Source organism: Pedobacter cryoconitis, from assembly GCF_014207135.1.
Classification (GTDB): Bacteria; Bacteroidota; Bacteroidia; order Sphingobacteriales; family Sphingobacteriaceae; genus Pedobacter; species Pedobacter cryoconitis_D.
The window spans coordinates 129947-144714 of the sequence record NZ_JACHCC010000003.1 but is presented as its reverse complement, the minus strand read 5'-3'; the positions used below and the strand labels follow the sequence as shown (position 1 = coordinate 144714).

Below are 14768 nucleotides of genomic sequence, written 5' to 3'. Positions count from 1 at the left end.
ATCTGAGAAAGACAAATACATATCTTTACAGGACATTCCCGACCATGACCAACATTTTACCACCTTCCAAGCTAAATTTTGTAATACATGGAAATTTAACCGAAAATGAAGCCATACTTCATGAACATAGTGTAGGTCAATTGCTATACGCGGAGAAGGGTGTGCTCCATATCGAATACGCGGACAAGAAGATTCTATTACCAGCACAGTACTGCAGCTGGATACCTCCCTTCAGTGTTCACCGTTTGTGGTCATCTTCCTCGGATATCTTTATCAGGGGAATTTATTTTGAAAGCCATTTTTGCAAAAACAAAGTCTTTTCAACGAGTGCTGTTTTCCCATTAAGCAACGTTTTGAAAGAAATGATAAGGTATACAGCCAAATGGCATAACCACACAGAAAACAGTGACTATGAAAACACATTTATCAAATGTGTCCGTCAAATGCTACCCGATGAAATAGCGGCAGCTGTAAAACTGGAAATCCCTGTTACCGGTCACCCCTTGCTGAGCAGGATTCTTAACTATATCGCTGAAAACATTCAGAACGAAATACGAATTCAAGGCATTGGAGAATTGTTCGGCATATCAGGAAAAACACTACACCGGCTATTCGTAAAGGAACTTGGATTATCATTCTCTATCTATCTGATGTTCTTCAGGGTAATGAAGGCCATCGAATTATTGAACGAAGGGAATCATAGTGTTAAAGAAGTCACTTATTTAGTTGGCTATAACAGCATCCCTTCATTCAGCAGCATCTTTAAACAAGTAACAGGTGCAAATCCACAGAGCTTTATTAAAAAATAAAGATAACTGATATCAATATAACCCCAGGTAAAATAGTGGATAGAAACGCTGGTGTAAATCCATTTTCAGGTACATTTGATACCAGGTTAATACAGCAGAATGGAACACCTTACCAGATTTAATTAATATGATATGGATTCACGTAGAGATTTTATTAAAAAAGCCGCCCTTCTTTCAGGAGGTGCTGTTATAATCAACACTTTGCCGCCAGTAATACAAAAGGCGATGGCTATTGATCCTGCTCTTGGAAGTACTTTTTACGATGCAGAACATGTAGTGTTTCTAATGCAGGAGAACCGCTCTTTTGATCATGAACTAGGTACCCTCCAGGGAGTCCGGGGCTTTAATGATCCAAGGGCCATTGATTTGCCAAACAAGAATAAGGTCTGGTTGCAATCGAACAAAGAGGGTGAAACTTATGTACCGTTCCATTTAGATCTTAAAGAAACCAAAATCGCCTGGATGGGTTCTATTCCCCATAACTGGACAGATCAGACAGATGCCCGAAACGGCGGAAAATATGACAAATGGCTGGATGTCAAAAAGCCCTCTAAAACTACCTATGCCCATATGCCACTGACAATAGGTTATTGTAAACGCGAGGATTTTCCTTTTTATTACTCGCTGGCAGATGCCTTTACAGTATGTGATCAGAGTTTCTGTTCCGTAATTGCAGGTACACACCCAAACCGTTACTATTGGATGACCGGTACCATTAAAGAACAGAACACTGGTGATGGCATGGCCCATGTCTGGAATATTGTGAACTATGATAAACCCACTTTAAACTGGAAGACCTTTCCTGAGCGTTTAGAAGAGAACGACGTCTCCTGGAAGATTTATCAGAATGAGCTGACCATAGGATTTGGCTTAAATGGCGAAGAAAGTGCATGGTTAAGTAATTTCGGCACCAATGTGATGGAATATTTTGAGCAGTACAACGTACGTCTTCATCCGGGTGCTATTGCCAACCTACAAGATAAGAAAAAGTCAATACTGGATCAGATTACGACTTTAACCAAAGAGACCCCTTCAGCAGAGGAACAGACTAAACTACAGGCCTTAAAAAAGCTATTACTTAAATACGAAGAAGAGGAAAGAAATTACACCATGAGTGCATACGAGGCACTTTCCGAAAAATCGAAAAACCTCAATGCCAAAGCCTTTGGCATCAATTCCAATGATCCTCATTTCCATAGTCTGGAACCTATGAAATATGATGAGAATGGCATTGAGCGCGAATTAAATATACCTAAGGGAGATATCCTTCACCAATTTAGAAAAGACGTGAATGAAGGTACTTTACCTACTGTTTCCTGGTTAATGACACCGGCTAACTTTTCTGATCATCCAAGCGTACCCTGGTTTGGCTCCTGGTTTGTAAGTGAAGTTATGGAAATCCTGACGAAGAATCCTGAGACCTGGAAGAAGACCATTTTTGTATTGACCTATGATGAGAACGATGGTTATTTTGACCACGTCCCTCCTTTTGTGCCACCAAACCCTTTTAAGGAACATGCAGGTAAAGTATCTGAAGGTCTGGACCCAAGACTGGATTTCACGACCAAAGCACATCAGACTAATCCTTCGATGAAGGAAAGTAATTTTAGAGATAGCCAGATTGGTTTAGGCTACCGGATACCAATGGTGATCGTTTCTCCATGGACACGCGGGGGTTACGTGTGTTCCGAAGTATTTGACCATACTTCCTCTCTTCAGTTTCTAGAGACCTTTATCGAAAAAAAGCTGAACAAGAAAATCGTAGAAGAGAATATTACGCCATGGAGAAGAACAGTTTGTGGCGATCTTACTTCAGCCTTCCGTCCTTATAACGGAGAGAAAATAGAACAGCCGGCCTTTCTCGAGAAAACAGCTTTCATTGAAAAGATCTATTCTGCCAAATTCAAGGAAGTACCTGATAATTACAAAAAGCTAAAGCCAGAAGAAATAGCGCAGATCAATAAAGATCAGTTCTCCTTTCCAGATTTCCCTCAGCAGGAGAAAGGAATCCGCTCCTCCTGTGCCTTACCTTATGAATTAAATGTGCATGGCTCCTTAAAGCACGATAAATTCAGCATCAGCTTTAATGCAGCCAATAAAACATTTGGTAAAAAAGCGTTGGGTTCTCCATTTACTGTGTACGGAATGAATCCTTATCAGGGCGAAGTTTCACGTACCTGGAATTATACCGTAGCTGCTGGCGACACACTGCATGATGAATGGCTGTTGCAAGACTTTGAAAATGGAAAGTATCATCTGAGAGTATACGGACCTAATGGTTTTTACAGGGAGTTTAAAGGAGATGCCAAACATCCACAGATCGAAGTGGTATGCCACTACGAACAGGATAAGAAACACCCTACCCGCCTGAGCGGAAACGTGATTATTACTGTCAATAATCTTTCGGCAAATACACAGGAAATTATGGTTACTGACCAAAGTTATAAGGCTGCTGCAAGAACAATGAAGGTAGCTGCGAAAAGCAAATCAAGTATCATAGTCGATCTGAAAAAGAACTATAACTGGTATGATCTGGAAATCAGTGTGAAGGGCAATAACAGCTTTGCAGAAAGATTTGCTGGCCGTGTAGAAACAGGTATGGTTACCAAAACAGATCCCTTAATGGGCAGAATGGTTTAACAGGAAGCAATTAAGATTGGTTCTAATTTATTTCCTATAATCCTACCTACTTTATGGGAAATCATGTAGTTTTAGGCCGAAAATTAAAACAAAATCCAGTGCGATACTGGCATTCATAAAATATCACATGTTAACAGTAGAAAAAATTGGCGGCACTTCCATGAGTGCCTTGCAGGATGTCATTAAAAATATTATCCTCTTTGAACGTACAGGCGACCAGTTATACAACAGAATATTTGTCGTTTCGGCTTTTTCGGGCGTTACAGATCTTTTGCTTGAAAACAAGAAAACTGGTGCACCAGGTGTTTATCATCGTATTGCTAAACATCAGAACTTTCATCGTCCTTTAAAGGATCTGATTGTTAAACTAAAAACTATTAATAAGAAATATGCTGACCTGGGCTTAGATCTAGCTGTTGCAGATCAGTTTATTGAAAACCATGTCAATCAGGCACAAAAGTACCTTGAAAACCTGGCTAATATACTGGCTTCCGGTTATGTAAGTAAAGAAGGGATTTTACAGGCAGCAAGAGAGATCCTTGCTTCTATTGGTGAAACCCATTCGGCGTTTACCTTTACCAATATTTTGCAAAATATGAACATCAATACCCGTTTGATTGATCTGAGCGGGTTTGATGATAGTCGTGCATTGACTATTGATCAGCGCATCAAACATGCTTTTAAAGATATTGATCTTGAACAGACAATCTGTATTGTAACAGGATATGCTAAAGGAACAGAAGGTATTATGCGTGAGTTTGACAGAGGTTACTCTGAAGTTACCTTTAGTAAAATAGCTGAGTACTTAAAACCAGCAGAAGCAATTATCCATAAAGAATATCATTTATCAACTGCTGATCCTGGTATAGTAGGGCTAGAAAACTGTATACCAGTTGGCTTTACCAATTATGATATTGCCGATCAGCTGGCTGACGTTGGTATGGAGGCTATCCACCCAAAAGCATCTAAACCCCTTGAAGTTAGCGGTATCAATCTACGAATCAAAAACACATTCGAACCTTCACACCCCGGCACTCTGATTACCCGCGAATTTGTTTGCGAACATAAGCGTGTTGAAGTAATTACCGGAACTGATAAACTCATGATGATTGACGTTTACGATCCTTCAATGGTCGGAAACGTAGGTAGTGATTTACAGATCATGCAGGCCTTTTATGACCATAAAGTCAGTTATACGTTTAAATCAACCAGTGCGAATAGTATCTCTATAGTCATATGGGCACGTGATTTTAGCAAAAAACTAATCAGTCAGCTGGAAGATGATTTTGAAAAGGTTACCATAGAAAAGGTTGCCATGGTTTGTTTGCTGGGTACCAATATGGATGAACCAGGACTGCTAGCCAAAAGTGCCTATGCCCTGACAGAAAACGACATTAATATCAAAAGTGCAGGTTTTGCATTAAGAAAAGTAAATATTCAGTTTCTGATTGCTCCTGAGCATTTCAAAACTGCTGTTATAGCGCTGAATAAAGCTTTAAAATAATTTACGCTGAATAAAGACATTCCACTCCCTTATTCCGATGTTCACATTGATAATTACCTTACCCTTTTGGTAGGGTAATTTTGTATGCCCCGGACCTAATAAAAAACATTAGTACAAGATGATAATTTAAACGTTTTACAGGATAATATTTCTCCTGAATGCGCAGCCCAGCTCCATAATGGAATCTGTTTTGGCAATACCCTGGATATTATCAATTTTTTCATAAAGTATCTGCCTCATATGCTCATGATTTTTGGCAATGATTTTCAGATACAAGGTATAACCACCACTAATATAATAACACTCCGTAACTTCCGGAATTTTCTTCAGTTCTTCAATAATACGGTTTGAATCATGATCTTTTTCGAGCGTGATCCCTGTAAAGGCTCCCCAGTCATAACCAATCTTCTTTTCATCTAATACAGGTTTGATCCCTGTTAATATGCCTTGTTCGGTTAACCTGGAAATCCGCTGATGAACCATGGTATTTGATATACCAAGTGTTGTAGCAATAGCCGAATAGGCCATTCGTCCATCTATTTCCAGTTGTTTTAATATGAGGATGTCAAATTCATCAATATGATCCATGAATTATTTTAAGATTAGGTTATTCTTTTAAACTGGCTAATTAGAGCTAAATAAACTTTCAAAATCAATTAAAAAGTCAAATTAACTTTTTATTGACACAAAAATAACAAATATTACTATCTTAGTGCCTAGAAAAAATCGATTATGGAAATTTCAACAAACTTAAGCAAAAGCGAGGAGCTAATAGAAAAAGAAGAAAGATATGGAGCACATAACTATCATCCATTACCTGTTGTGCTGGAAAGAGGAGAAGGCGTCTTCGTTTGGGATGTTGAAGATATGAGATATTACGATTTTCTTTCTGCCTATTCAGCGGTAAACCAGGGGCATTGTCACCCAAGGATTATTAATGCACTTAAAAATCAGGCAGAAAAACTAACCCTGACTTCCAGGGCATTTTACAATGATAAATTGGGTGATTTTGAAGAATTTGTCTGTAATCTATTTGGTTATGATAAGTCGCTGATCATGAATTCGGGTGTAGAAGCGGTTGAAACGGCGATGAAACTTTGTAGAAAATGGGCATATCAAATCAAGGGTGTTAGTCCAGATGAGGCCAAAATTGTATTTGCCGATGGAAATTTCCATGGCAGGACCATCTCTGTAATCTCAGCTTCTAATGATGAAAGCGCAAGGAAAGACTTTGGCCCATTTGTAAGTGGAATAGCTCATGTGCCGTACAATGATGTCGATGCTTTTGAAGCCCTTTTAAAAACAGATAAAAATATAGCAGGTTTTATTGTTGAACCCATCCAGGGCGAAGCCGGTGTAGTCGTGCCAGACAGTGACTATTTGTCGCGCATTAAGGCACTTTGCCAGGCCTATAATGTCTTGTTCATCGCTGATGAAGTTCAAACCGGAATTGCCAGGACAGGAAGCATGCTGGCTTCATATGATGTCGATTCTGAAGATAAAGCCAACCAGCCTGATATTCTGATATTGGGAAAAGCAATTTCAGGTGGTGTATTACCTGTTTCAGCAGTGCTGGCTAGTGACGAAATCATGCTTACCATTAAACCAGGAGAACATGGTTCAACTTACGGAGGAAATCCTTTGGCATGTGCAGTGGCGATGGAAGCTTTACAAGTCGTTATCGATGAGAACCTGGCCGAAAACGCCTATAAACTTGGAAAGGTCTTCAGAGCAGGACTAGAAAAGATTGCAAAAAAGACGGATCTGATCCAGTCGGTCAGAGGTAAAGGACTATTGAATGCAATTGTCATCAATTGTACTGAAGAATCGGATATGGCCTGGGATATCTGCATGAAATTTAAAGAGAACGGCTTGCTTGCCAAACCTACTCATGGAAATAAGATCCGCTTCGCTCCTCCACTAGTGATCACTGAAGAACAAATTATCGAAAGTCTTGATATTATTGAGAGATCATTGTTAAGCGTTGCTTAGGCCTTTATGAAGAGAACGATAAATCTGGTAAAAAACAGATCTGATATTGGTGCCGGAACCCGGGGATCTGATATGGGAATAGATGCCATCGAAATTGCAGCAATTAATAAAGGAAGTGAGTATTTTAACAATTTCAGCACGCTGGATGTTCAGACACATAACGAAACGATTTATAATAAAAACCGGAATACTTTTGCCATAAGAATTGAACATGTACTACAGCAATGTACCCGGGTTGCCAATGCTGTAGAGTCTAGTTTGTCGGCAAACCACTTTCCTTTAGTATTTTCAGGGGATCATTCCTCAGCACTGGGCACAATCAGCGGAATAAAAACTGCTTATCCTGATAAAATGCTGGGTGTGGTCTGGATAGATGCTCATGCAGATTTGCATTCTCCATACACCTCTCCTTCCGGAAATATACATGGTATGCCTTTGGCTGCAGCCCTGTCCAAAGACAATCTGGATTGTCAGCAGAACAAGATAACTGAAGACACCTTACAGTTCTGGAACAGTTTGAAAACTATTGGCACAGCCCAGCCTAAACTGAAACCCGAACATCTGATTTATTTTGGTGTCCGCGACACTGAAGAGGCCGAAGATAAGCTCATTCAAAATCTAGGCATCAAAAATTATAAGGTAGAAGAAGTACGTTTCAGAGGTCTGAAGACATGTGTCGAAGAAGCACTGGAAAAATTAAACGATTGCGAAATCATTTATATTTCCTTCGATGTAGATAGTATGGATTGCGATTTGATTTCAAAAGGCACAGGTACTCCTGTTTCCAAAGGGTTTGACCAGCAGGAGATCATAGCTATTATTGAAACAATAGTTGCTTCAGAAAAAGTATTATGTATTGAAGTTGTGGAGGTTAATCCATTACTAGATAAAGGAAACAAAATGGCCGAAACTGCTTTCGAAATACTGGAGGAAGTAACAGGATCCATTCTTGCAAGCCTTTAAATAACAGATCTAAAGCGAGCAATATGTATGCATATTGCCCGCATCAATCATCAGAACAGACGATTCCTAATTAGTTTTTGCCTTCCTTGAAAAGGGCTGTATACCAATGATAAGATTTTCTTTATCAAACAGCACCCTTATCACTTCATTGGGTGCTTCCGGAGAACCAACATAAGCATATTGGATCAAAAGATAGTTAGTTCCCTTAATGTTTTGTATTCCCTTCATATAGACCTCGAAAGGTTCGGGTTTGATCAATTCCTTAATCTTATTGAATGCAGTTTCAGTAACCTGATTACGGAGCTGGGAAGAGAAAAATGCTTTAGCACCTTCAAAGTCTCCGGCTCTCAATTTGATTATAAACTGCTCATAGCTTTTTTTCGCAGCTTTAATAGCTTCAGCACTACTTTCCGGATAATATACTTTCTTAACTTCCTGAACACTAACCCGGATGCAGTAAGAAGGTTCTATTTCTATAGTCCCATTTTTTCCCTGGTAATTCTGGAATGTACCATATAGATATACTTCGGTACTATCGTTAGGGTCCCACTGACCACTGCTGGCAAGGCCGTCTTTCAGCTCTATTTTGGTAAGATCGCTTAAGTCACCCCTTTGCTCGCCCTTACCATATTTATGACTCAGCTGGTCTTTTAAAAATTCATATTTTTTGATAAATGCTTTCTGGACTTTAAGAGGTTGTTTTTTGTATTCCTTATCAAAATTGGCAATATCCCATTCATACCCGATATTATTAACCAGGGAGTCTTTTATGCTAAAGGTATAAGTAACTATAAGGTCAGGAATACCGTTCTCAGTTCTTCTATAAAGCAGCGGTGTGGCCATTCCCCCAGGTGTAATAATGATATCCCCGTTCCCCTGGAACAAATGGCTGCCCAGTTTCTTTTCCAGGCTGATAAAGTCTTTCATTTGCTTACCATGGATTTCGGCAGAGATCTCCTGGGCAGATGTATGAAAAAAGCAAAATGTGAAAGCGATGAGAATGATAAAACGTGAAGTGTACATCAGTTAGTTATTGAAATTTAATTTCTGCGAAAATACAAATGTTCCTGAAGACATTTTCATAATAATAGAATTCCCTGAATTGCTCATATCCCTTCTGTAACAACTGAATTTCAAGTAATTACACAACACACAAACTAATATTTACATAAGCTAAACATTGATTGGTGTAATAATTAAGCACAATACATTTTAATCTTAAATCAAAAACGCAACTTTATTGCAATTAAATTATTACCATCAACCTAAATCATCTACCACATGAAAACAAATCAAAAAATCAAAACCAGTCTCATTTCCACACTGCTGTTAGTTGTACTATGCTTTGGCTCCTGTAAAAAGGGCGCTCAGAATGGAACTTCCAGCCCTGATCTATCTGGCAGCAATCTGCAGCAATCATTCTTTTCAGGTTACATTCCTACCCCAAAGGCCATTCTGGATAAGCTACCAAAACTGAGCGCAGAGAACCTGCCAAAAACCGAAGCTTACTTTCCGGCAAAATTCACAATGAACACCCCACCTATCGGAGATCAGGGAAATACAGGCACCTGTGTAGCATGGGCTACCAGTTATTCGACCTGGTCAACAGAACAATATTACAGAACCGCAAGTAATACCTACGACAACAGTAAAAATGTATTTAGCCCGAATTACGTGTACAACCAGTTAAGTACAGACTGCAATTCAGGTCTTTATGTCACAAGCGCACTGAATCTGATCAAAAAACAGGGTTCTTGTACTTATACTACCCTGCCCTTTAGTGACAACTGTAGCTCTGCGGTTAGCCAATTGCAAAAAGATAGTGCGGCCTTACATCAAATAGCTAATGTAGAGTACTATTTACTGGATAAGGACACAAGAAAAAATACTACTGCCATAAAAATGCTCCTGTTCCAGAAACACCCAATCATTTTTGGCTGTGACGTAGATGGTGACAACATGAATAACCAGGCCATCTGGAACCAGTTTGGTAAACCAAGATTTTCTTACGACAAGAACTTTATTGCTCCTGCAAACGTTGGCCACGACATTCCTGTAGGTGGACACGCCATGGCAATTGTTGGTTACGACGATAGTAAACATGCCTTTAAGGTACAAAATCAATGGGGCACTGGATGGAGAGAACAAGGTTTTTTCTGGATTGATTATGACTTCTTCGGTTCAGGAACCCATCCAAATTATGTCCTGAATTATGATGCTGCAAAAAATAAATATTCTTATGGCACCGGAACAGATACCCGGGATGTATTCAATGAGGCTTACGTCTTCCTGAATTAATTGTTTAGCGTATTCAAAGAAAACCGCCCTCAAAAAACTAGAAAATTTTGAGGGCGGTTTCATGAGAATAAAATGACCTGCTGATCAAAAAAACAATTAAATCATACATTACATTTGTTACATGAACTTCAAAGAACAATTCCCCGTACTAGAAAACTGCACCTATCTTAATACAGCCAATTCAGGTATTTTAGCAAAATCTATCCAAGAATGGAGAAGTTCACATGATGAAGATTTCATGCAAATGGGAAGCAGGTTTAGAATATCGCAAGCTGATTTCCTGCAAGATCTGAGACAGCACTTAGCCCGTTTTTTTCATTCCAAAGAGGAGAACGTTTTTCTGGTACAGAATTTTTCCATCGCATTTAACACCTTTCTCGATGGATTATCACGTTCCCATCGTTTTTTACTCGTTACCTCCGATTATCCCTCAATAAACTATCCGGTTGAAAGCAGAATGTTTACTTACACTTATGCAAAATCAAACGAAAATCTTGAGCAAGATATATTAGACACAATAAAGAGCTTTAAACCATCTGTATTGGCATTAAGCCTAGTACAATATACCAATGGTATTAAGATAGATTTTGATTTTATCAAGAGATTAAAAGCTGAGCATCCAGATTTGCTGATCATTGCTGACGGCACTCAATTTTGTGGTACAGAAGATTTCAACTTTGAAGAATCTGGACTGGATGTACTAATTAGCAGTGGTTATAAATGGATGCTTGGAGGATATGGCAATGGTTTTATGTTAATTAAAAACCATGTTTACAACTATTTGTATCAGGAAAAAACAACCCATTCCCTACCTAAAGAAGCCTTTCTAAAAGATAAAAAGCTATTATCGCTTTGCTTTGAATCTGGTCATCTCGACACACTAAACTTTGGCACACTAAAGCAATCCATATTATTTCTGGAAGAAATTGGATTTGATTTCATTCAAAAAAGGCTCCAGACGCTTAGCCAGATGGCTAAACAAGCCTTTACAGACAGAGGTCTTCTTTCAAAAGAGATCATAGACCGGCCTGCACATTCTTCCATATTCAGCATAGCTGCAAATGCTCATCTGATAAAGAAAATAGAGGATGCTAACATCATCACTTCCCAACGTGGAGCGGGATTAAGAATATCATTTAACTTTTACAATAACGAACAAGAACTACAGCAGCTACTGAAGGTTATCGATGAAAACTAATTCCCTATCCCCTTGTCACTTACTGCTCTCCTCCGTTTGTTTTAACAGAAAAGCCTGTTCAGCCTTATAAAAGGCATGTTTCACTGCCTTTGTTGAGGTGAAAGTATCTGTCAGTGTACTTGAAAACCTCATTTTTACCACATTGGTAATTCGATCCTTATACTCCAGATAAGCTGTATAAGTATCTTCTTCAATTGAATGTAAAATCCTCAGTTGATGGCGAAAATAGGCGACATTTCTATAAGCTACTTCCCTATACTGTTTGCCATTCCAATCAAAGCGCGTATACGTATACTCATTTTCATCAACTGCAATACGATATGGTCCGTCTGCAAGCAGCTTATGATTGAAAATAGCATCAAAACGGGCAACAATACTTTCATCCGTCAATGTTCTGTATTCCAGATCTTTTCCGCGGTCAATAGCAGATTTCCCTTCTGTGATCCAGGTTTCAATGTCAACCGGCCATATCAGGCCCCAGGTCTCGTCTCCTAATACCTCAGGTACTAAAACATCCTGAAGGAAGTGTGTATCTGGATAGAAATTCAACACTTTTTGCGTGTTTCCCTGCTCATCCAAAATACTATCCAGACCATAAATACTGTAGTCACTTACAATAGCCCCAGCGACTATTTCACCAAAGTAACATGGCATATCTTCGGCAACAACACAATCAGCAGTAAGCCGGCCTTTCACGTATAATCCACCATGATTATATTCAGCATAAAGAAACTCGCAAGTAATGGCCCCTTCCACATAATGTATGTTTCCAGACAGATTGATATTCTTACAACTCAGATTACCTTTTACAATCAATGCAGGAGAATAGTCTGCATCGTAAGCTTTTAAATGAGAGGTAAGTGTTAAATCTTTCAGAAAGATAAATCCAAGTATATTAAAATCAAATACGAGACCATAAGCTTCAACATCAAGTTCCAGGGCTGGCATGACCACATCTTCATCAGCCAATAAAAAATATCCATTTCCAGTATCGTTGGGAAAATGAACATTATCAAATACGTCGTACAAGTATTCTTTGTCTTCCAGATCTTTTAAGTCTTTTAACAAGTCATTAGCCTGATGAAGATTTATCCCAGTGAATTCATATCCATTGAATTCAATTGTTTTGAAAGGAATGGCTAATGGTATTTTGGCAATAGCTTTCAGCCTTCTTTCTTCAGATTCCTTTAATTCTTCCAGATATTCAGTATTGAGTTTTTCAATTTTTCTTTCCAGCATAGCAAAACTATGCAGCGCTTTTTTGAATTTAGCTATATTTGAAATAGATACCTCATAGGTTTCGGCCTCAAATCCGTCACTATCCTGGGCAAAGAGCACTGCCACTGTCTCTCCACTTTTCAGTTTTGCTATATCAAAATGGTAAAAATCATAGACCTTTTCTTCATCCGTTGACTGATCATGGATAATGGAAATACGCCGGCTTTTTCCCCTTTCATTATGAAGTTGTCTGAATGTGTAGCAAGTTTCCCCAAACCACAGTTTATCCTCCTCTTCATTATAGTAACCACTATATTTTTCTTTAACCACGGGCAAAGAAAGGATATGTTCTATCTTTCCAATAGTCACCTTTTCCTGGAACTGCAAATGGTAATATTCCATCTCAGAAAACTCATGTAGCAATACTTTCCAGTTATCTTGCATCAGTTCATTAAATTTTAAAGGTGCAACACTTGGATGATAAATATGCCATTCCTGATCATCTCCCTGCAAGTCTCTGCAAGCAAAAGATAATTGATGACTAAGCCCTTTGTTTAACAGCCCCTTAATCAAACCTGGCTTAACCTCTTTGTAGTTAACAAGGATAGCATATTCAGTTCCTTTCTGGAAATAAATGGATTCAGAACAAACTACATCTTTAATAACCAAAACCCGCTTAAATATTTCGCCTCGCCAATATTCAATCTTTTCACTTTGTTTTATTCCATTCTCATCTAATGGCATATTGTCCAGAAATAATACCGATTGACGCATACGCTGAAAATCTTCGTTATTAAATCCTTCACTTTTAAATAGAAATGGAATTTCTACTATTGGCTCAATAATTTGGGTATCCTGTCGCAAAATTGGTTCACCTGCTTTAAGATGTTCAATCATTTTATCCCGGTACAACCAATCATTCCAGCCGTATAATTCACCCTCAACATCAGATTCTTCAAATAGACAGTCTTCCTTAATAAGGCCAGAGATCTTCCAGCGGGGAAATTCGTCCTCCTCTTCATCCCAAAAGAAATGATTTACAATTACCCGATCATTTTCCTTAAACCGTTTAAGATTGAAACCATAATCAGTAGAAATAAATACATCTATTGCAATTGCTCCATTCACTATCAGGTCTCCATGATTGTAATCTCCCCAATAGCAACTCTTTACTGTTAAATCTTCACAAATATAAATTTGTTGTCCGCCAACCAACATATTTTCAGCTTCAAGCGAGCCCAGAATAATTAATCCTGTAGCACTATCTGTCTCCTTACAGTATATGTTGCTGCATTTCATATCACCGGAAACCAGAATCAGAAAAACATAATTCCCCAGTTCGTCTTTTATCTCGTCAAGATTAAGGTCTGTTGTTTCCCAATCACCTTCGATAAAAAGACAGATTTCATCTTTAAACTCACCTTTATTTAATTCATCACGCCAGCGTGCCCAGCTATCTGCAGGGAGTAGATACTGAATTTCAGAGAATTTCCTGGATTGTGGTTTTGTCAATGGCTGAGCAGCCCGATCATGTACAAATACATTACTATTTTCATCATATATTTTCTTCCAGTTGAAATCAAAAATTTCTATTCTACTGGAAGGTTTCTCATCCCAGTTTACCTGAAATCCTGAAGCCCGTAGTTCCTCCACAATTTGATGACCAATCTGACGGGTTACTTCATCATCTTCATTTTCAATCTTTTGATAGGCTAAAAACAACCTTCTGTCACCATTATTAATTACCCTTTCGACATCCTGCTCATGGTAAAAACAATAGCCCTCTGAGTACTGTCCTTTACTTCGTAATTTATTCTCTACTTCTATTACCTCGCCTTCCCCGTCAGCAGTAGTATAACCTGCATTGTGCAAAGCGATAATTTTGTGATCAGTCCAAAGCTTGTCGAAAACCCGTTCCAATTTTTCATTATCTGTAGGATGTATCCATAATTTACTTTGTTCAACTAATATTTTGAATTCACTATCAATTGTATCAGTTATCCACTGAGACGAGATCTGGTCTTCCAGATCTTCATCCATAACTAAATCATCAATGGCTTCTTTTATTTCAACTTTAGAGAGAAATCCCATTTTTACATATTGGGATATTGATTCAAAAATATAGTGCTGGTTCTCGTTCATATTT

Annotated in this window: 10 protein-coding genes; 7 read left to right on the top strand and 3 right to left on the bottom strand. The window is 38.5% G+C overall.

Annotated features, from left to right (window positions below; genetic code table 11):
• Nucleotides 1-44: 44 nt before the first annotated feature.
• The 3 genes from HDF25_RS05990 to HDF25_RS05980 all read left to right on the top strand — a co-directional run bounded on the left by HDF25_RS05990 (nucleotide 45) and on the right by HDF25_RS05980 (nucleotide 4953).
• Complete coding sequence (locus tag HDF25_RS05990) at nucleotides 45-809, top strand: AraC family transcriptional regulator (RefSeq protein ID WP_184623793.1); 765 nt, start codon at nucleotides 45-47, stop codon at nucleotides 807-809.
• A gap of 132 nt (nucleotides 810-941) precedes the next feature.
• Nucleotides 942-3449 carry a phosphocholine-specific phospholipase C gene (locus tag HDF25_RS05985; protein ID WP_184623790.1) on the top strand — a complete coding sequence of 836 codons (2508 nt, stop codon included), beginning with the start codon at nucleotides 942-944 and terminating at the stop codon, nucleotides 3447-3449.
• Nucleotides 3450-3576: 127 nt separating this feature from the next.
• Nucleotides 3577-4953, top strand: coding sequence for an aspartate kinase (locus tag HDF25_RS05980; protein ID WP_184623788.1), 1377 nt, complete (start codon nucleotides 3577-3579; stop codon nucleotides 4951-4953).
• 135 nt (nucleotides 4954-5088) lie between these two features.
• On the opposite strand, the gene HDF25_RS05975 is transcribed toward HDF25_RS05980, so the two are convergent.
• Nucleotides 5089-5541 carry an Lrp/AsnC family transcriptional regulator gene (locus HDF25_RS05975; protein WP_184623786.1) on the bottom strand — a complete coding sequence of 151 codons (453 nt, stop codon included), beginning with the start codon at nucleotides 5539-5541 and terminating at the stop codon, nucleotides 5089-5091.
• Between the two features lie 144 nt (nucleotides 5542-5685).
• Between HDF25_RS05975 and rocD the strand changes: the two genes are divergently transcribed.
• Nucleotides 5686-6945, top strand: coding sequence for an ornithine--oxo-acid transaminase (gene rocD, locus HDF25_RS05970; protein WP_184623784.1), 1260 nt, complete (start codon nucleotides 5686-5688; stop codon nucleotides 6943-6945).
• 6 nt (nucleotides 6946-6951) lie between these two features.
• Complete coding sequence (gene rocF, locus HDF25_RS05965) at nucleotides 6952-7908, top strand: arginase (protein ID WP_184623783.1); 957 nt, start codon at nucleotides 6952-6954, stop codon at nucleotides 7906-7908.
• A 66-nt stretch (nucleotides 7909-7974) separates the two neighbouring features.
• On the opposite strand, the gene HDF25_RS05960 is transcribed toward rocF, so the two are convergent.
• On the bottom strand, nucleotides 7975-8931 hold the full coding sequence (locus tag HDF25_RS05960) for a hypothetical protein (protein ID WP_184623781.1): 957 nt from the start codon (nucleotides 8929-8931) through the stop codon (nucleotides 7975-7977).
• 258 nt (nucleotides 8932-9189) lie between these two features.
• On the opposite strand from HDF25_RS05960, the gene HDF25_RS05955 reads away from it, so the two are divergent.
• Both HDF25_RS05955 and HDF25_RS05950 read left to right on the top strand, forming a co-directional pair.
• Complete coding sequence (locus tag HDF25_RS05955) at nucleotides 9190-10206, top strand: C1 family peptidase (protein WP_184623778.1); 1017 nt, start codon at nucleotides 9190-9192, stop codon at nucleotides 10204-10206.
• Between the two features lie 121 nt (nucleotides 10207-10327).
• Nucleotides 10328-11404, top strand: coding sequence for an aminotransferase class V-fold PLP-dependent enzyme (locus HDF25_RS05950; protein WP_184623776.1), 1077 nt, complete (start codon nucleotides 10328-10330; stop codon nucleotides 11402-11404).
• A gap of 15 nt (nucleotides 11405-11419) precedes the next feature.
• On the opposite strand, the gene HDF25_RS05945 is transcribed toward HDF25_RS05950, so the two are convergent.
• Complete coding sequence (locus HDF25_RS05945) at nucleotides 11420-14764, bottom strand: DUF6891 domain-containing protein (RefSeq protein ID WP_221450865.1); 3345 nt, start codon at nucleotides 14762-14764, stop codon at nucleotides 11420-11422.
• Nucleotides 14765-14768: the final 4 nt, after the last annotated feature.